The sequence below is a fragment of the Janthinobacterium sp. PC23-8 genome (assembly GCF_002250505.1).
Lineage (GTDB): Bacteria > Pseudomonadota > Gammaproteobacteria > Burkholderiales > Burkholderiaceae_D > Janthinobacterium.
The window spans coordinates 1,650,396-1,669,360 of the sequence record NZ_NJGY01000001.1 but is presented as its reverse complement, the minus strand read 5'-3'; the positions used below and the strand labels follow the sequence as shown (position 1 = coordinate 1,669,360).

General features: G+C 64.9%; 12 protein-coding genes. 9 read left to right on the top strand and 3 right to left on the bottom strand.

Annotated features, from left to right (window positions below; translation table 11 throughout):
- Nucleotides 1-15: 15 nt before the first annotated feature.
- Both CD932_RS07170 and CD932_RS07165 read right to left on the bottom strand, forming a co-directional pair.
- The gene (locus tag CD932_RS07170; protein ID WP_094442031.1) at nucleotides 16-1,407 is read right to left on the bottom strand and encodes a YfcC family protein; all 1,392 of its coding nucleotides are present in this window, start codon (nucleotides 1,405-1,407) and stop codon (nucleotides 16-18) included.
- 12 nt (nucleotides 1,408-1,419) lie between these two features.
- The gene (locus tag CD932_RS07165; protein ID WP_094443509.1) at nucleotides 1,420-2,556 is read right to left on the bottom strand and encodes a succinylglutamate desuccinylase/aspartoacylase family protein; all 1,137 of its coding nucleotides are present in this window, start codon (nucleotides 2,554-2,556) and stop codon (nucleotides 1,420-1,422) included.
- A 211-nt stretch (nucleotides 2,557-2,767) separates the two neighbouring features.
- On the opposite strand from CD932_RS07165, the gene CD932_RS07160 reads away from it, so the two are divergent.
- From CD932_RS07160 to CD932_RS07150, 3 genes are all read left to right on the top strand, one after another.
- Entirely contained in the window at nucleotides 2,768-3,760 is a 993-nt protein-coding gene (locus CD932_RS07160) for a MurR/RpiR family transcriptional regulator (RefSeq protein ID WP_094443508.1), read from the top strand.
- Nucleotides 3,761-3,790: 30 nt separating this feature from the next.
- Complete coding sequence (locus CD932_RS07155) at nucleotides 3,791-6,553, top strand: TonB-dependent receptor (RefSeq protein WP_094442030.1); 2,763 nt, start codon at nucleotides 3,791-3,793, stop codon at nucleotides 6,551-6,553.
- 63 nt (nucleotides 6,554-6,616) lie between these two features.
- Nucleotides 6,617-7,882 carry a cyanophycinase gene (locus tag CD932_RS07150; protein ID WP_094442029.1) on the top strand — a complete coding sequence of 422 codons (1,266 nt, stop codon included), beginning with the start codon at nucleotides 6,617-6,619 and terminating at the stop codon, nucleotides 7,880-7,882.
- 3 nt (nucleotides 7,883-7,885) lie between these two features.
- Here CD932_RS07150 and CD932_RS07145 read toward each other — a convergent pair whose 3' ends face one another.
- Nucleotides 7,886-9,874, bottom strand: coding sequence for an ATP-binding protein (locus CD932_RS07145; RefSeq protein WP_141213198.1), 1,989 nt, complete (start codon nucleotides 9,872-9,874; stop codon nucleotides 7,886-7,888).
- A gap of 173 nt (nucleotides 9,875-10,047) precedes the next feature.
- Here CD932_RS07145 and CD932_RS07140 point away from each other — a divergent pair, with 173 nt between their 5' ends.
- From CD932_RS07140 to CD932_RS07115, 6 genes are all read left to right on the top strand, one after another.
- A complete protein-coding gene (locus tag CD932_RS07140; protein ID WP_094442027.1) occupies nucleotides 10,048-11,472 on the top strand; it encodes an IgA Peptidase M64 in 1,425 nt (474 codons plus the stop codon).
- Between the two features lie 265 nt (nucleotides 11,473-11,737).
- A complete protein-coding gene (gene fabI, locus CD932_RS07135) occupies nucleotides 11,738-12,520 on the top strand; it encodes an enoyl-ACP reductase FabI (protein ID WP_094442026.1) in 783 nt (260 codons plus the stop codon).
- Nucleotides 12,521-12,527: 7 nt separating this feature from the next.
- Nucleotides 12,528-13,961 (top strand): efflux transporter outer membrane subunit, encoded by a 1,434-nt coding sequence (locus CD932_RS07130; protein WP_094442025.1) that lies wholly within the window; start codon nucleotides 12,528-12,530, stop codon nucleotides 13,959-13,961.
- A 31-nt stretch (nucleotides 13,962-13,992) separates the two neighbouring features.
- Nucleotides 13,993-15,072, top strand: a complete 1,080-nt coding sequence (locus tag CD932_RS07125; RefSeq protein ID WP_094442024.1) for an HlyD family secretion protein — start codon at nucleotides 13,993-13,995, stop codon at nucleotides 15,070-15,072.
- A gap of 29 nt (nucleotides 15,073-15,101) precedes the next feature.
- Entirely contained in the window at nucleotides 15,102-17,816 is a 2,715-nt protein-coding gene (gene rbbA, locus CD932_RS07120) for a ribosome-associated ATPase/putative transporter RbbA (protein ID WP_094442023.1), read from the top strand.
- Nucleotides 17,817-17,820: 4 nt separating this feature from the next.
- Entirely contained in the window at nucleotides 17,821-18,945 is a 1,125-nt protein-coding gene (locus tag CD932_RS07115) for an ABC transporter permease (protein WP_094442022.1), read from the top strand.
- Nucleotides 18,946-18,965 lie beyond the last annotated feature (20 nt).

The following is an 18,965-nucleotide window of genomic DNA, read 5'->3' as shown; positions in this document are numbered from 1 at the left end:
TTGCCATGGCCCTGTTCATTGCCAATGCATCAAACAGGGCGGTATCAGCAGCAGCAAGGCCAGCGCCAGGTAAATCAGCTGCAGCGGGATCATCCACTTGGCCCAGGTAATCCAGGGCACGCGCGCCAGCGCCAGCACGCCGACCGTAATGCCGGAGGTGGGGATCATCGGCGTGGTGAATTCGCCAAATTGAAACGCCAGGATGGCCGTCTGGCGCGTCACGCCCACCAGGTCGGCCAGCGGCGCCATGATGGGCATGGTGAGCGCCGCCTGGCCGCTGCCGGAGTGGATGAAGAAGTTGATCACGGTCTGCATGAAGAACATCTTCTGCGCGGCGAACACGGGGCTGGACGACGCCACCAGCGGCGTCAATGCATGCAGCATGGTGTCGATGATCTGCGCGTCGCGCGCCAGGATCATGGTGGCGCGGGCCAGCGCGATCACCAGCGCCACGCCGACCATGTCGCGCGCGCCCTGCACAAACGCGGCCACCAGGCTGTCGGCATCAAGCCGGCCCACCAGGCCTACCACGATGGCCATGACTAAAAACAGGGCGGCGATTTCGTCGATGAACCAGTCGTACTTGACCACGCCGACCACCATGGTGAGCAAGGTGCCGAGGAAGATCCACAGCACGGCGCGGTGGGTGCCCGTCATGCCGGCGAAGCTGTCGAGATCCATCGTGTGCTCGCTGCGCTTTTCGATGTCGAGCTGCCAGGTGGGGCTTTTCTCGGGATGGCGCTTGATGCGCGCCGCGTACCACATCAAAAACACGATGCTGACCGCCGTGGCGATGCTCCAGACGATCAATCGATAGCCGATGCCGGAAAAGATCGGCACGCCGGCGATGCCCTGGGCGATGCCGACATTGAAGGGATTTAAAAAGGCGGCAGAAAAGCCCACCTGCGAGCCGAGAAACGGAATGGAGACCCCGGTAATCGTGTCGTAGCCCAGCGCCAGCGCCAGCGGCACGAAGATCAGGATGAAGGGAATCGCTTCCTCGTTCATGCCGAAGGTGGCGCCGCCGAGGGAAAACATGGTGAAGAAGACGGGGATGATGGCTGCGCGCACGAAGCGCGAGCTGGTGTGGGCCTTGGCAATGGCCTTGATGAGCGAATCGAACGCTTCGGTTTTCTGCAGCACGGCAAAGGCGCCGCCGACGATCAGGACAAAACCGATGATCAGGCTGGCGTCGACAAAGCCCTTGATCGGTGACATCATCAGCGCGGCCAGGCCTTGCGGCTTGTTGTCCACATAGTGAAACGTGCCGGGAATGATCAGCTGCTTGCCGTTGACCAGCTGGGTGTCGAATTTGCCGCCCGGGACCAGCCAGGTGGCCAGCGCGATCATGGCCAGGATGGCGCACAGCAGCACGAAGGTATTGGGCAGCTTGAACGATTTTTTCATGGGTGGGGTCTCTTATTGGCTCAGCAGGCTGCCGCCCCGGTAGGCGACGGCGCCGGCCACCTTGCCGACGTTCATGCCGCGCAGCACATGGCGGTGCGCGCTGCGGGCAAAGAATACGCCGGCCACGCTGCAGCGCAGGGTGGTGGTGGCGCCGCTGACGGGGTCGATCACGTCGGCCACCGCGTCGCCGGCCGCCAGCATATCGCCCATTTCACGCAAATACACCAGCACGCCAGCATGGGGCGCCAGGATCGGTTCCACGCCGGCCAGGGGCGTGGGTACGCATTGCGGTGCCGGCAGGTCATCGGCCGCGCCGGGCATGTCGAGCACGCCTTCGATGGCCAGGAAGCGCAAGATGGCGCCGGCGTCGCGTTCGGCCAGCGCATAATTGACTTCCACTTCGCCGCGCAGCTCCACCGTCACCGACAGGCAGGCGGCGGGGATCGGGTAGCGGCCCTGGAAATGGGTGTCAAGATCCCACCACAAGCGGCTGCACGCTTCGTCGAACGGTTCTTCGCCGGCGGCCAGCTCCAGCAGCACGGCGCGCGCACCGAGCAGGGCGGTGAGGGGCGCGAGCTGCGCCGCCAGCGGCGTGCCGGTGTACAGGTGCAGGGCCGCTTCGTTGTCGCAATGCAGGTCGAGCACGATGTCGGCGTCGATCGCCATGCCGAGCAGGGTTTTTTTCAGGGTCTCGGCGTCCGTGCGCGGCGCCCAATTGGCCACTGCGGCCAGCGCCTGCTGGCGTATCAGCGCCACGTTGGCGCCCGTGTCCGGCCCCAGCTGCCCATCGAGCGTGGTTTTCAGTTCATCGGCCACATGGCGGTAGGCACGGTTGAAGTTGATGCCGGTCGACAGATCGAAGCGGCCGAACGGCGCGCCGTGGATGGCCTGCGACAGGCCGATCGGATTGGCCGCCGGCACCAGGATGATTTCGCCGAGGATCTTGCCGGCCGCTTCCAGCGCCAGCAGTTCGCGGCGCAAAAATTGCGCCACCAGCATGCCCGGTACTTCGTCGGCATGCAGGGCGGCCTGGATATAGACTTTCTTGCCGCTGAGGCTGCCCGCCGCCGCGTCGCCAAAATGAAAGCTGCTCAATTGGTAGGCAACGCTGGCGTGCGGCGTGGAGAGGGTGTGCTGGCGAACTTGCATGATGAGGCGCTCCAAAACGGGGCATGGTGGACGGGTTTTTGGTCGATTATGTAGCATTATTTTCACTAAGTAAATAAATGAAAATCCTTTTACAGATATTGATTGAGTTTTGTTTTTGATATGAGTACAGTGGCTTGCAGCAGCCGCTTTTCGGACCAGTTTCGACAGGCGCCGCATGTCCTTCGCACGCACTATCACAGGCCGCCAGCACATGAAGCCATCCGCCAGTCCTGCCTCCGTCGCCGGCGTCCACGCGCCCGACGCCGCGTTTGCGCAGTCCGCGCTGGGCCAGACCCTGATGCGCGTGCTGGCCACCGGTTCGGCGTCGCACCGCCTGATCGCCGACTATTTGCTGCGCAACCAGATGCGCGTCACGGCGCTCGGCATCGAGGAACTGGCCGACAGCTGCCAGGTGTCGACCGCCACCATCAGCCGCTTTGCGCGCGATATCGGCCAGAAGAATTATTCGGCCATGCGCGGCGCCATGGCCGAAACCCTGCAGTCGCTGTTGCAGCCGGTGGACAAGCTGCGCCACACCATCCTCCATCGCGCGCGCGCCACCTCGCCTGTCACGCAAAGCCTGGAATACGCGGCCGCCAATATCGCCGCCACCGGCGCTGCCCTGTCGCTGGAGCAGATGCAGGCGGTGGTGCGGCGCCTGACGCACGCCAGGGTCGTGTATGTGATGGGCTTTGGCCTGTCGGCCAACCTGGCCGGCATGCTGGTGCAGTATTTGCAGCCGTTCTGCCCGCATGTGGTGGAAGTGGTGGGCATCGGCGGCTCGGAAGTGGCGGCCGGCCACCTGGTCAACCTGACGGCGCACGATGTGCTGGTGGTGATCTCGTTCCCGCGCTACACACTCGACTGCATCGGCCTGGCCAGCTTTGCGCGCGACCGCGGTGCGCACATCGTCGCGCTGACCGATTCGCCCGCTTCGCCACTGGCCGAACTGGCCGACCATGCCTTGTTTGCGCAGAGCATGCATCCGGTGCTGCCCAGCAGCGCCAGCACGGCGCTGGCCATGATCGAGGCGCTGGCGGTGGCGCTGATGGTGTCGAACAAGGGCAATGTTGAAAAGGCCGCGCGCCTGAGCGAGGTGATCGCCGCCTATCTGTATGGCGGCGAGCATGGCGCGCAGGGGCCAAGAAAATCCGCGCTCAGGCAGCATCAGGGCAGGGCGGTGCAAAAAAAGCAGGCCATATAAAAATTCAGGGTAAACCATCGGGAGTGACAAATGCAGGCAGAACAGCAAGCAAAACATCAAGGCGGGGGAAGTTTGCCGCGCGAAGCGGCGCTGGCGCGCACGATACGCCTGGCGCTGGGGGTGCTGGGCATGACGGCGGCGCTGGGCGTGCCGGGCACTGACGCGCTGGCGCAAACGGCCAACGGCGAGATCGACCCGGCCTTGCGCCGCGTGGAAATCACCGGTTCGGCCATCAAGCGGCTCGAGTCGGAAACGGCGTTGCCGGTGCAGGTGATCACGCGCGCCGACATCGACAAGGCGGGCGTGACGACGGCGGCCGAACTGATGGCGCGCGTGTCGGCCAACGTCGGCGGCCTGACGGACGGCGCCAGCATCAACGTGGGCGGCGACCAGCGCGGCTTCAACAGCGCCAACCTGCGCGGCGTGGGCACCTCGTCGACGCTGGTGCTGCTCAATGGCCGGCGCATGGCCAACTTTGCCTCGCCCGGCGACGACACGGGCGTGGACCTGAACAATATCCCGGCCGCCGCGCTGCAGCGGGTGGAAGTGCTGCTCGACGGCGCCTCGGCCCTGTACGGCACCGACGCCATCGGCGGCGTGATCAACTTCATCACGCGCAAGGATTACCAGGGCCTGGACCTGAACGTGTACGGCAGCCGCACCGACGAAGGCGGCGCCGGCAAGCGCACGGCCAGCATCACGGCCGGCACCGGCAACCTGGAAACGGATGGCTACAACGTTTTTGCCGTGGTGGATTTGCAACAGACCGATCGCCTCAGCACCTCGCAGCGCAAGTTCATCTCGAACCTGCACGTGCCCGAGCGCCTCGGCCATCTGCTGTCGAGCTATACCAGTCCTGCCAATATCCGCCTGAGCGGCGACCAGCGCGACTTTCTCCAGGAAAAAGGATTCCTGCTCAATGGCAAGCCGATCACCAATCGCCTGATCAACCTGTCGATTCCGACATGCAGCGGCCCGGCCAATGTCTACCTGCCGGCCGGCACCGGCGGGGTCGATGCCTGTACCTACAACTACATGGGCGACACCGAGCTGTATCCGAAGACGGACAAGCAGAACCTGCTCACGCGCGGGGTCTTCAAGCTCAACAGCGACCATCAGCTGTATGCGGAAGCGGCACTGAGCCGTTCACGCAGCTATTACGTCGGATCGACGTCGCGCCCGGATGGCGACATTGACGCGGGCATGGTGCCGCAACTGGCCGCCGCCGGGCTGACCGGCCCGCTCGCCTTGCGCATCCGCCTGGACGAAGCGGGTCGTCGCACCAGCGAACTGACCAGCGAGAGCCAGCGCTATGTAGTGGGCGCCACCGGTACCGTGGGAAAGTGGGACTACGACATCGGGCTTAACCACAGCGTCAACGTGGTCAAGGACCGCGACACCCATGGCTACCTGCTGGCCGACCAGCTGCAACAGGGTATTACTGACGGCATCATCAATCCTTTTGGCGAGTCGAGCGCGGCGGGCAAGGCGCTGCTCGACAAAATCCAGGTCAACGACGAAGTGCGCCACGCGCGCGGCACCATGGACTCGCTCGACTTCAAGGTCTCGCGCGCCTTGAGCGCGATGGGCGGCGGCGACCTGGCGCTGGCCGTGGGCGGCGAAGTACGGCGCGAGCGCACCGAATTCCGGCCGTCCGCATTGTTGTTGAGTGGAAATATCACCGATGATGCGGCCCCCGAAGGCGGCCGTTTCACCAGCGACAGCCGCAATGTGCAAGCGATCTACAGCGAGCTGCTGCTGCCGTTTACCAAACAGTGGCAGGCGCAATTGTCCGGCCGCTACGACCATTACCAGCAGGTGGGCGGGGCCTTGAGTCCCAAGCTGGGCGTCACCTATATGCCGAACAAGCAGCTGCTGGTGCGCGCCTCGGCCGGCAAGGGCTTCCGTGCGCCATCGATGTCGGACCTGCACCGTCCTACCGTCTACAGCCAGACGGCGACCTTGCCCGACCCGGTGCTGTGCGCTGCGGAAAACAATGATTATTCCAGCTGCGCCAATAACTGGGATACGCGCCGCTACAGCAACGACAAACTGAAACCTGAGCGCAGCCGCCAGTTCTCGGCCGGCCTGGTGCTCGAACCGGGCAAGCACTGGACCTTCAGTGCGGATTACTGGAATATCGAGCGCAGCAATCTGATCAGCGAAATCGGTGACGACATTATCCTGGGCAACCTGGCCAAATACGGCGACCTGGTGCACCGCAATGCCGATAACGAGATCGACTATATCGACCTGCGCAAGGAAAATCGCGGCGCGCAAAAAGCCTCGGGCCTCGACCTGACGGCCGATCTGCATGGCGTAAAAACGGCGTGGGGGCGTTTCGGCGGCCACCTGAGCGGCACCTATGTGCTGGCCTCGAAAATCCAGACCAGCCCCGGCGACGCCTATGTCAGCAACCTCAATGCGTTTGTTACCGACGGCGTGGTGCAGCGCTGGCGCCATACAATCACCGTGGACTGGGATCTGGGGCCGTATTCGGCCAGCCTGTCGAACACCTATTCGTCCGGTTACAAGGATCAGAACTCGGCCATCAATACCGATGACGGCAGCGTGGTCCAGCCGAACCGGGTGAAGGCCTACACGATGTGGGACATGTCGGGTGCGTATGCCTTCAGCAAAGCGTTCAAGCTGCGCGCCGGCATCCAAAATATGTTCAATACCAGCCCGCCGTATTCGAATCAGGCGTATTACTTCCTGTCCGGGTATGATCCCAGTTATACGGACCCGCGCGGCCGGCGGTTTTATGCCAGCGCAAACTACAGCTTCAAGTAACAGCAGTCGTAGTGTGCGGCGCGCGTCTTGCGCGCGCCGTTTTCATCGCATTTGAAAGGCATCATGAAATCAACCACAATCCCGCTTCAAAAATTGTGCACAGCCTTTGTGCTGACGGTGGCGCTGCTGATCACGGGCATGCAGGCCGTGTTTGCCGCGCCCGCCACGCCCGCCGTCCCGGCCAATGCGCCGCAGGGCACCCTGGTCATTATCGGCGGCGGCCTGCGGGCCGACAATGCGGAAGTGTGGCAGCGCATCGTCGCCCTGGCCGGCGGCAAGGGCGCGCGCATTGCCGTGATGGCGTCGGCCTCGATCAACCCTGAAAAATCGGGCGCCAGCATCATCGCCAAGCTCAATCAGTATGGCGCCGACGCCTTCTTCGTGCCGCTGGGCGTAAAACTGGCCAATAGCGACTACCGCAAGGCGGCCGAAGACCCGGCCATCGTCACCCAGATCAAGTCGGCCAGCGGTATTTATTTCGCCGGCGGCGACCAGGGCCGCATCACCCAGGCGCTGCTGCGCCCGGACGGCAGCCGCACGGCGGCGCTCGAAGCGATCTGGTCGGTGTACCGCAACGGCGGCGTGATTGCCGGTTCCAGCGCCGGCGCCGCCATCATGAGCACCACCATGTTCTATGACGCGCGCCCGGTGCTCGACATGCTGAAAATGGGCGTCACCGATGGCCGCGAGATCGCGCCTGGCCTGGGCTTTATCGGCAGCGACGTGTTCGTCGACCAGCACTTGCTGGTGCGCGGCCGCTTTGCCCGCATGATTCCCGTGATGCTGAAAAAAGGCTATCACATCGGTCTGGGCATCGATGAAAACAGCGCCATGATCGTCGACGCCAAGCGCGACGTGGAAGTGATCGGCTACAGCGGCGCGCTGTTGATCGACCTGTCGGGCGCCATCAGCGACCGGGGCGTGAAGAACTTCAATATCAGCAACGCGGCCATCAGCTACCTGGACCGGGGCGACAAGTTCAACCTGATCACCAAGGTGTTTACCCCATCGCCTGATAAAGCCGACAACAAGCTCGATCCGAACCAGCCCGACATGCGCGAACCGGTGTTTACCAACGATATCCTCGGCAATAACGCCGTGCTGGACCTGATGGGCAACCTGATCGACAACGCCCAGCAGGAAGCGATCGGCATCGCCTTCGGCAATCCGCGCGACCCGTACCCGGACCTCGGTTTCGAATTTCGGTTCAGCAAGACCGTCAACAGCGTCGGCTACAGCTCGACCGAGGCGGAAGCGTATTCGGTATTGAAACTGCGGCTCGATATCCGGCCGATCCAGCTGCGCCAGCCGCTGTACCGCTACAAATAGGCGTCAAGCCAGGGCCAGGGTGTCGAGCAGCGCCAGCAGCCTGGCCGTCTCGATCGGCTTGACAAAATGATGGTCGAAGCCGGCCGCGCTGGCCTCCTGCCTGGCCTGCTCGTCGCCATAGCCGGTGATGGCGATCAGCACCGCGCCAGCCAGTTCCGGCGCCGCGCGGATCTGGCGCGCCAGCGCATAACCGTCGAGGTCGGGCAGGCCGATATCGAGCAGGAACACATCGGGCACGCACGCTTGCGCGCGGTTGACCACCTGCAGCGCGTGGTGTTCGATGGCGACCTGGTGACCCGTGGTTTCCAACAGCATGGCCAGCATCTCGGCCGCATCGACGTTATCGTCGACCACCATCACCCGCAGCGCGCGCCAGCCGGCACCGCGCTCCCGGCTGGCCTCGGCATGCACGGGCGAGCGCTCTTCCTGTTCCGGCAAATGCGGCAGGCAGATCGTAAAACGGCTGCCCAGGCCCAGGCCGTCGCTGCTGGCGAAGACTTCGCCGCCATGCAGCCCGACCAGGCTTTTCACCAGCGCCAGGCCAATGCCCAGGCCGCCTTGAGCGCGGTCGGTTTCGCGTTCGGCCTGGACGAACAGCTCAAACGCGTGTTCCAGCACCCTGGCCGTCATGCCGATGCCGTTGTCGGTCACGGAAAGGATCACCTGGTCGTCCTCGACATCGAGTTCGAGGGCGATATCGCCGCCATGCGGCGTGTACTTGGCCGCGTTGTTGAGCAGGTTGGCCACCACCTGCACCAGGCGTTTCGGGTCGCCCAGTACCAGCGCCGAAGCCGCCCGGGTCTCTACCCTCAGGCGGTGGCCACGGTTTTCGATCAGCGGGCGCAGCTGTTCGATCGCATCCGCCACCACGCGCTTGACGTCGGTGCGCACTTTCACCAAAGGGATCATGCCGCGCGTGACGCGCGAGACATCGAGCAGGTCGTCGATCAGGCCGCTGATATGGCGCACCTGGCGCCCGATCACGGCGCTGGCCTGCTTGACCCGGGCCGGGTCGGTGCTGGCCAGTTGCAGCAGATTGGCCGCCGCCGAAATGGGCGCCAGCGGATTGCGCAGCTCATGGGCCAGCATGGCCAGGAATTCATCCTTGCGCCGGTCCGCGTCGCGCAGCGCCTGTTCGGTGCGGGTGCGCTCGGATACGTCGCGAAACATCAGCGCCACTTTTTTTTCTTCGGCCGGGCCGACGCGGATGGCGTAGACATCGAACCAGCGGTTCATCGGCTCCGAGCCCTCCATGAAGCGGACCGATTCTCCCGTCAGCGCCACCTTGCCGTAGATCTGGAACCAGCGCTCTTCCAGGCCGGGCACCAGTTCGCGCGCGGTGCGGCCGATGGCGCCCACCAGCCCGGTCTGCCGTTCAAACGCAGGATTGACCTCCAGGAAGCGGTAGTCGACGGGCAGGCCAGCATCGTCGACGATGATCTGGATCACGGCCAGGCCTTCGTCCATCGAGTCGATCACCGTCACGTATGACTGCTTGAGTTTTTCGCGCAGGCGCACTTCGCCGGTGACGTCGGTGCACAAGGCCAGCACGCCGTGCACGCGTTCTTCGTCCTCGATCGGGCTGCAGCCATAGGTCCAGTACACGTCTTCGCGGTTGCCATGGCGGCTCATCGGCACCAGTGCATTTTCGTGCCAGCTGGCGCCGCGCCCGGCCATCACGTCATCGATCTGCGGGCCGATGACAGGCCAGGCTTCGGCCCAGCATTCCCGGCCGCGCTGGCCCAGGTCCGCCGGATGATGCTCCGCTCCCATGGTGCGGCGGTAGGCGTCGTTGTAGAACTGGTGCAGCTCGTCGCCCCACCAGATGAACATCGGGTGATTGCTGGTCAGCAGCAGGCGCAAGGTCGATTTCAGCAAGGACGGCCATTGCGCGGGCACGCCCAGCGGATGGGCCGCCCAGTCGTGGCTGCGCATCAGGGCGCCCATTTCGCCGCCGCCGGCGAGAAAGGCCGGGGGTGGCGTGTCTGACAAGTCCGTTTGCTTCACGTTATTACCTTTCAGTTTCAACCGGCCTGCAACCGGGCCATCGCCACGCGATTGTAGCAAGCTCCCTGGCCTTGACGCGCGTCTTTGTCGCTACAATGTAGCGCAGCGTACCGTCGCTGTTTGCCGATTTTTTGCCCAACTCCGTTTCCAGGAATACCATGCCGCTCGCTTCCCTTCGATCCTTCCTTTGTGCACTGGCGCTGGTCGCCGGCGCCCTTCCTGCCGCTCAAGCCGCGCAGCCGGCCACCATGCGCCTCGATTACCAGCACAGCGGCAATGCGCTGGGCGAGCACTACGCGCTCGAGCGGGTGCTGGTCGAACCCTTGCCCTGGCCGGGCAGCATGGAACGCACCATCGACGACAGCAACCGTGGCGTCAATATGGTGGAAGTGGTCGACATCAAGACGGGCAAGGTGCTGTACTCGCGCGGCTTTTCCACCATCTTCGGCGAGTGGAGCAGCACCGACGAAGCGAAAACCACCACGCGCGCCTTCCAGGAATCGGTGCGCTTCCCGCAGCCCGCGCAGCCGGTGCGCGTGCGCATCCTGAAACGCGACGAGCGTGGCCTGTTTTCCATCGTCTGGTCTGCCGATGTCGACCCGCAGGCGCCGGACGTGATCCGCCAGCAGCCGCCGGCGCCCGTCAAGCCGATTGCCATTCGCGTCAGCGGGGCCTCGAAAGACAAGGTCGACCTGCTGATTCTGGGCGACGGCTATACGGCGGCCGAGATGGGCAGTTTTGAGGCGACGGCGCGCAAGCTGGCCGACCATTTGTTTACCGTCTCGCCGTTTCGCGAGCGCGCGCAAGACTTCAACGTGTGGGCCATGGCCGCGCCGACCCCGGAGTCGGGCGTGTCGCGCCCCTCGACGGGCGTCCATCATGCGTCGCCGCTGGGCACGCGCTACGATATTTTCGGCAGCGAGCGCTACGTGCTGACCACCGACAACCGCGCGCTGCGCGACTTGACGCAGTACGCGCCGTATGAATTCATCGAAATCCTCGTCAACAACGACACCTATGGCGGTGGCGGCATCTTCGGCCAGTTCAGCACGGCGGCGGCCAATAACGACTGGGCCAACTATCTGTTCGTGCACGAATTCGGCCACCATTTCGCCGGCCTGGCCGACGAGTACTACACCTCGCCGGTGGCGTATCAATCGAATGGCGAACGCCAGGAACCGTGGGAGCCGAACGCCACCGCGCTGCGCGACCCGGCCAGACTGAAATGGAAAAGCCATGTGAAGGAAGGCACGCCCTTGCCCACGCCCTGGCCCAAGCAAGCCTACGACAGCCACGCGCGCCAGTACCAGCAGCAGCGCGCCGCCCTGCGCGCGGCCAACCGCCCGGAAAGCGAAATGAGCGCGCTGTTCAAGGCCGACCTGGCGCACACCGAACAGCTGTTCTCGAGCGCGCCGCAGCGCCATGCGGTGGGCGCGTTCGAGGGCGCCAACTACGAGTCCACGGGGTTTTACCGGCCCGAGATGCAGTGTATCATGTTCGACCGCAGTCAGACCTTCTGCTCGGTCTGCCAGGACGGCATCAGCACCATTATCGACCTGTATGCCGGCCCACCGCAACGCTGACCAGCCAGGAAAAAAGACATGCTTGAACATGGCAGGCTGGTGGCGCGGATGCTGAATCACCGTCCTGAACCCGGAATTGTCCAATGGATCATGGAAGATCTGAATGAGTCTGCCGCACGATAGGCTGGCTGTCATGGTATTGATATGGCATTACGGTAAAATTTGATCCATATCAATGTTGCATCGCCGCAAAAGCCGTTATAGTCGGCTCCGTATCAAGATGGGCACGTATACGGAAAAGCCACAGACATGAGCTAAAGCGAGCATGAACATGACACAAGCACTATTCGGTTTGCAGGGCAAACGCGGCCTGGTGGTCGGCATTGCCAATGAGCAGAGCATCGCCTGGGGCTGTGCCAGCGCACTGCGCGCGGCCGGCGCGCAACTGGCGCTGACCTGGCTCAATGACAAGGCGCGCCCGCATGTGGAACCGCTGGCGCAGCAGCTCGGTGCTGCCATTGCGGCGCCGCTCGACGTGTCGGTGCCGGGCCAGCTCGAAGCGGTGTTCGAGCAGATCAGACAGCAATGGGGCGGCCTGGACTTCGTCGTCCACTCGATCGCCTTTGCCCCGCAACAGGACCTGCACGGCCGCGTGACGGACAGTTCGGCCGCCGGCTTTGCGCAGGCGATGGACATATCGTGCCATTCCTTCATGCGCATGGCGAAACTGGCCGAGCCGCTGATGGGGCAGGGCGGCAGCCTGATGGCCATGACCTACCTGGGTGCCGAAGACGTGATCGCCGACTATGGCCTGATGGGCCCCGTGAAAGCGGCGCTGGAAGCGTCGGTGCGCTACCTGGCGGCCGAACTGGGTCCGGCCGGCATCCGTGTCAATGCGATTTCGCCGGGGCCGCTGGCCACCCGCGCCGCATCCGGCATCGCCCATTTCGACCGCTTGCTGGCCGACGCCGAAGCGCGCTCGCCGATGCGCCGCCTGGCCAGCATCGATGACGTCGGCGCCCTGTGCGCATTTCTGGCCGGCGACGGTGCGCGCGCCATCACGGGCGGCACCCTGTACGTCGACTGCGGCTACAACATCCTGAACTGACTGGAAGATGATGCCCACGGCCGTTCCCGTCCCGTTCCCGCGTGCCATGCTGGCGGCGCTGGCCGCCGGCATGGTGCTGGCCGGCTGCGCCTCGATGGCGCCGCCATACGCGCCACCGCCGCTGCCGGTGGCGGCGCAGTATCCTGAAAACGATCCGGCCGGCGCGTCCGCACCTGCGATCGCCTGGCAAGCCTACTTTGCCGATGCGCGCCTGCAGGCCATGCTGACGCAGGCGCTGGCCAGCAACCGCGATATCCGCATCGCTGCCTTGCGCGTGGAAGAGGCGCGCGCGGCGTATGGTATCGCGCGCGCGGAACAATTTCCTGCTGTGGCCCTGGGCGCGTCCGGCAGCCGCACGCGCGTGCCCGGCGACCTGAGCCTGACGGGCCGCCCGATGACGAGCGCGCAATACCAGCTCGGCTTGAACGTGAGCGCCTGGGAACTCGATTTCTGGGGCCGGGTGCGCAGCCTGAAGGACAGCGCGCTGCAAACCCTGCTGGCCAGCGACGCGGCGCGCCGTGCCGTCGGCGTGGCCCTGGTGGCGCAAGTGGCCAATGGCTACCTGGCCTTGCGCGAACTTGACGAGCGGGTGGCGCTGGCGCGCGCCACCGTCGACAGCCGCGCCGAATCGCTGCGCATCTTTACGCGCCGCTTTGAAGTGGGAGCGATTTCCAAGCTGGACCTGACGCAAGTGGAAACCCTGCTCAGCCAGGCACTGTCCCTGTCGGCCCAGCTGGAACAGGCGCGCGCCGTGCAGGCGCACGCGCTGGCCCAGCTGGTGGGCGGCCCCGTCGACCTGGCACCAGACACGCGCCGTTTCGACGACGCCAGCGTGCTGCAGCCGCTGCATGCGGGCTTGCCATCAGCCTTGCTGGCGCAGCGGCCCGACCTGGCGGCGGCCGAACACCAGCTGCGCGCCGCACAGGCCAATATCGGCGCCGCGCGCGCCGCCTTCTTCCCGGCCATTTCACTGACGGCCGCCTATGGCACGGCCAGCACGCAATTGAGCGGCCTGTTCGATGCGGGCAGCGGTGCATGGAATTTTGCGCCGCGCCTGGTGCTGCCGCTCTTTGACGCCGGCCGCCTGCGCGCCAATATGGACCTGGCCGAAGTGCGCCGCGACCTGGCCGTGGCCAATTATGAAAAGAGCGTGCAGGGCGCCTTCCGCGAAGTGGCCGATGCGCTGTCGAACCGGCGGTCGCTGGCGCTGCAGGTCGAGATCGGCAAGACTACCCTGGCCGCGCAGAGCGAACGCGCGCGGCTGGCCAAACTGCGCTATGACAACGGCGCCGCGCCCTATCTGGAAGTGCTCGACGCGCAGCGCGACCTGCTGACGGTGGAGCAGCAACTGGTGCAGACGCGCCGCGCGTTGCTGTCCAGCCAGGTCAGCCTGTACGCCGCCCTGGGCGGCGGCGCGCCCGCCGCCACGTTCGCTGATTGATTTTCACGCATTCATTGCCATTGCCGACACCATGAAGCCACAACTGATGAAAAAACTCGTTCCCGCCATGCTGCTCGTGGTCGTGGTCGTTGTCGCGCTGGGCTATATGGCCTGGCAAAAAATGCGTCCTGCCGGTCCCGGTGAAGGGTTCGTCAGCGGCAATGGCCGTATCGAAGCGACCGAGATCGACGTGGCCACCAAGCTGGCCGGCCGGCTCAAGGAAATCTCCGTGCGCGAGGGCGACTTCGTCAAGGCCGGCCAGCCGCTGGCCGCCATGCAGGTCGATTCCCTGACGGCCCAGCGCGACGAGGCGCGCGCGCGCCAGCAGCAGGCCTCCGATGCGGTGGTGGGAGCGCAGGCGCAGGTGGCCGTGCGTGAAAGCGACAAGGCGGCGGCGCTGGCTCTGGTGGCGCAGCGCGAAAGCGAACTCGATGCGGCGAAGCGCCGCCTGGCCCGCTCCGAAACCCTGTCGAAAGAGGGCGCGTCCTCGGAGCAGGAACTCGACGACGACCGCGCCCGCGCCCGCAGCGTGGCCGCCGCGCTGAATGCGGCCAGGGCGCAAGTGACGGCGGCGCAGGCGGCCATCGACGCGGCCAGGGCGCAGGTGGTCGGCTCGCGTTCGGCCGTGGTTGCCGCCGAGGCAACCACGGCGCGCATCGATTCGGACCTGGCCGATGGCCAGCTGGCCGCGCCGCGCGACGGCCGCGTGCAATACCTGGTGGCGCAGCAGGGTGAAGTGCTGGCAGGCGGCGGCAAGGTGCTCAACCTGGTCGATCTGTCGGACGTCTACATGACCTTCTTCCTGCCCGAAACGGCTGCCGGCAAGGTCGCCCTGGGCGGCGAAGTGCGCATCATCCTCGACGCTGCGCCCGCTTACGTGATTCCTGCAACCATCTCTTTTGTCGCGTCCAGCGCGCAGTTCACGCCGAAAACAGTGGAAACGGCCAGCGAACGCCAGAAACTGATGTTCCGCGTGAAGGCTCAGATCAGCCGCGAGCTGCTGCAAAAACACCTCGCCGTGGTCAAGGTGGGCTTGCCGGGCGTGGCCTGGGTGCGTCTCGATGCGCGGCAGGCATGGCCTGCTGAACTGACGGCGAAGGTTCCGCAGTGAGTGTTGCCGCCACGTCCCTTGTCGTCAGCATGCAGGGCGTCAGCCAGCATTATGGCAAGACGCTCGCGCTCGATGCGATTGACCTGGACGTGCCGGCAGGCTGCATGGTGGGCCTGATCGGGCCCGATGGCGTGGGCAAATCGAGCCTGCTGTCGCTGGTCGCTGGCGCCCGCGCCGTGCAGCAGGGCAGCGTCATGGCGCTCGGTGGCGACATGCGCGATGCGCGCCACCGCGACGAGGTCTGTCCGCGCATCGCCTACATGCCGCAAGGCCTGGGCAAGAATCTGTATCCGACCTTGTCGGTCGAGGAAAACCTGCAGTTTTTCGCGCGTCTGTTCGGCCACGACGCAGCCGAGCGTCGGCGCCGCATCGACCAGCTGACCCTGAGCACGGGATTGCACGCCTTCCTGGCGCGGCCGGCCGGCAAGCTGTCGGGCGGCATGAAGCAGAAACTGGGCCTGTGTTGTGCCCTGATCCACGATCCCGACCTGCTCATTCTCGATGAACCGACCACCGGCGTCGATCCGCTGGCGCGGGCCCAGTTCTGGGACCTGATCGCCGGCATCCGCGTACAGCGCCCGCACATGAGCGTGCTGGTGGCCACCGCCTACATGGACGAGGCCGAGCGCTTCGATTGGCTCGTTGCCATGGACGACGGCAAGGTGCGAGGCACGGGCACGCCGGCCGAACTGCTGGCGCGCACGGGCAGCGGCAGCCTGGAAGCGGCCTTCATCAAACTGCTGCCCGAAGCCAAGCGCGCCGCTCACCGGCCGGTGGTGATCACGCCGCTGGACGCGGCCAGCGCGCACGATGTCGCCATCGAGGCGCAAGACCTGACCATGCGCTTTGGCGACTTCACGGCCGTCGACCATGTGAATTTCCGCATCGGCCGCGGCGAGATTTTCGGTTTCCTCGGCTCGAACGGCTGCGGCAAGTCAACCACCATGAAAATGCTCACTGGCCTGCTGCCGGCCACCGAAGGCAAGGCCTGGCTGTTTGGCAAGCAGGTCGATTCCAGCGACATTGACACGCGCCGCAGGGTTGGCTACATGTCGCAGGCGTTTTCGCTGTACAGCGAACTGACGGTGCGCCAGAACCTGGTGCTGCACGCGCGCCTGTTCCACGTGCCGGAAAGCGCGATACCGGCCAGGATCGACGAGATGGCGCAGCGCTTCGACTTGCGCGAGGTGATGGACGACTTGCCCGACAGTCTGCCGCTGGGCATCCGCCAGCGCCTGTCGCTGGCTGTGGCGATGGTGCACAAGCCGGAAATGCTGATCCTCGACGAGCCCACTTCCGGCGTCGACCCGATCGCGCGCGACAATTTCTGGCGCCTGATGATCGAGCTGGCGCGGCGCGACCACGTCACCATATTTATCTCGACCCACTTCATGAACGAGGCCGAGCGTTGCGACCGCATCTCGCTGATGCATGCGGGTAAAGTGCTGGTCAGCGATGCGCCGGCCGAACTGGTGAAAAAACGCGGCAGCACCACCCTGGAGCAAGCCTTCATTTCCTACCTGGAGGAGGCGGGCGGCGCCACGCCCGCCGAGGCGCAAAGTGGGCAGAATGCGGCCGAACCCCCGGACGCAGCGACGGCGCGGAAACAGCGGCGCAGCCGTTTCAGCCTGGGTCGCATGCTCAGCTACATGTGGCGCGAAACCCTGGAACTGCGCCGCGACCCCGTGCGCCTGACCCTGGCGTTGGGCGGCTCGGTGCTGCTGCTGTTCGTTATCGGTTTCGGTATCAGCCTGGACGTGGAAGACCTGACGTACGCCGTGCTCGACCATGACCAGACCACCCTGAGCCAGAATTACGCGAACAACCTGGCCGGCTCGCGCTACTTCATCGAGCGACCGGCACTGCGCGACTATGCCGATATCGACCGGCGCATGCGCAGCGGCGAACTGTCGCTGGCGATCGAGATCCCGCCCGGCTTCGCGCGCGATGTGCAGCGCGGCGCGCCGGCCCAGGTGGGCGCCTGGATCGACGGCGCCATGCCGATGCGCGCCGAAACCGTGCAGGGCTATGTGCAAGGCATGCACCAGCTATGGCTGGCCGACCAGGCCCTGCACCGCTATGGCATCAAGGTGAACAACCCGGTCGCCATCGAGACGCGCTACCGCTACAACCCGGACGTGAAAAGCTTGCCGGCCATGATCCCGGCCGTGATTCCCTTGCTGCTGCTGATGCTGCCGGCCATGCTGGCGGCGTTGTCCGTGGTGCGCGAAAAGGAACTCGGTTCCATCATCAACCTGTATGTGACGCCCGTCACCCGCCTTGAATTCCTGCTCGGCAAGCAGGTGCCGTACGTGGTGCTGGCCATGTTCAACTTCGGCCTGATGGCCGCGCTGGCGGTCACCGCCTTCGGCGTGCCGGTCAAGGGCGGCTTGCCGGCCCTGATCTGCGCCACCTTCATCTTCAATATCTGCGCCACCGGCATCGGCCTGTTCGCCTCGACCTTTACGCGCAGCCAGATCGCCGCCCTGTTCGTGACCATGATCGGCACCATGATCCCGGCCATCCAGTTTTCCGGCCTGCTCAATCCCGTCTCGTCGATGGAAGGCGTGGGCAAGGCCATCGGCCTGATGTACCCGGCCACGCACATGCTCAATATCAGCCGCGGCGTGTTCAACAAGGCGCTGGGGTTCGGCGACCTGCAGGCCTCGTTCTGGCCCCTGCTCGTGGCCATTCCGGCGATCCTCGGCGTGACGGTGGCGCTGCTGAAAAAGCAGGAGAGCTGATCCCATGCGCCACCTTGCCAACATCTACCGCCTGGGCGTGAAGGAAATCTGGAGTCTGATCCGCGACCCCATGATGCTGGTCCTGATCCTCTACACGTTTACCCTGGCCATCTACGTGGCCGCCACGGCCAAGCCGGAAACCCTGCATATGGCCGCGATCGCCATCGTCGACGAGGATGGCTCGCCCCTGTCCGGGCGCATTGCCTCGGCCTTCTTCCCGCCTCAGTTCACGCCGCCGGCCATGATCAACCAGAGCCAGGTCGATACCGGCCTCGATGCGGGCCAGTACACTTTCGTGCTGACGATCCCGGCCAAGCTGCAGGCCGATGTGCTGGGCGGGCGCCAGGCGGAACTGCAGTTGAACGTGGATGCCACGCGCATGAGCCAGGCTTTCAGCGGCAGCGGCTACATTCAGCAGATCGTCGCCGGCGAAGTGTCCGAGTTCGCCAAACGCTATCGGGGCGCGACGGCCTCGCCGGTGGAGCTGGTGATGCGTGCACGCTTCAACCCCTCGCTGAGCCAGGCCTGGTTTGGCTCGCTGATGGAAATCATCAACCAGGTGACGATGCTGTCGATCATCCTGACGGGCGCGGCCCTGATCCGCGAGCGCGAGCACGGCACCATCGAGCACTTGCTGGTGATGCCCGTGACGCCGGCCGAAATCATGCTGAGCAAGGTCTGGTCGATGGGACTGGTGGTGCTGCTGGCAGCCGTCCTGTCGCTGAACCTGGTGGTGCGCGGCATGCTGCATGTGCCGATCGAAGGCTCGATTGCGCTGTTCCTGTGTGGCGCAGCCCTGCACCTGTTTGCCACCACCTCGATGGGCATTTTCCTCGCCACCGTGGCGCGCAGCATGCCGCAGTTCGGCATGCTCCTGATCCTCGTGCTGCTGCCGCTGCAGATGCTCTCGGGCGGCAGCACGCCGCGCGAGAGCATGCCCGAGCTGGTGCAAAATATCATGCTCATTGCGCCCACCACGCATTTTGTCGAATTGAGCCAGGCCATCCTCTACCGCGGCGCCGGCATCGACGTGGTGTGGAAGCCGTTCCTGGCCCTGCTGGCGATCGGCGCGGCCCTGTTCACCTTTGCCCTTGCCCGTTTTCGCAAGACCATCAGCCAGATGGCGTAGCCCCCGCGCCGGAATGGTCC

Bases quoted from the DNA above. Each gene is read 5' to 3' on its own strand.
- CD932_RS07170 (WP_094442031.1), bottom strand. From the start codon at position 1,407: ATGAAAAAATCGTTCAAGCTGCCCAATACCTTCGTGCTGCTGTGCGCC.
- CD932_RS07165 (WP_094443509.1), bottom strand. From the start codon at position 2,556: ATGCAAGTTCGCCAGCACACCCTCTCCACGCCGCACGCCAGCGTTGCC.
- CD932_RS07160 (WP_094443508.1), top strand. From the start codon at position 2,768: ATGAAGCCATCCGCCAGTCCTGCCTCCGTCGCCGGCGTCCACGCGCCC.
- CD932_RS07155 (WP_094442030.1), top strand. From the start codon at position 3,791: ATGCAGGCAGAACAGCAAGCAAAACATCAAGGCGGGGGAAGTTTGCCG.
- CD932_RS07150 (WP_094442029.1), top strand. From the start codon at position 6,617: ATGAAATCAACCACAATCCCGCTTCAAAAATTGTGCACAGCCTTTGTG.
- CD932_RS07140 (WP_094442027.1), top strand. From the start codon at position 10,048: ATGCCGCTCGCTTCCCTTCGATCCTTCCTTTGTGCACTGGCGCTGGTC.
- fabI (WP_094442026.1), top strand. From the start codon at position 11,738: ATGAACATGACACAAGCACTATTCGGTTTGCAGGGCAAACGCGGCCTG.
- CD932_RS07130 (WP_094442025.1), top strand. From the start codon at position 12,528: ATGATGCCCACGGCCGTTCCCGTCCCGTTCCCGCGTGCCATGCTGGCG.
- CD932_RS07125 (WP_094442024.1), top strand. From the start codon at position 13,993: ATGAAGCCACAACTGATGAAAAAACTCGTTCCCGCCATGCTGCTCGTG.
- rbbA (WP_094442023.1), top strand. From the start codon at position 15,102: ATGCAGGGCGTCAGCCAGCATTATGGCAAGACGCTCGCGCTCGATGCG.
- CD932_RS07115 (WP_094442022.1), top strand. From the start codon at position 17,821: ATGCGCCACCTTGCCAACATCTACCGCCTGGGCGTGAAGGAAATCTGG.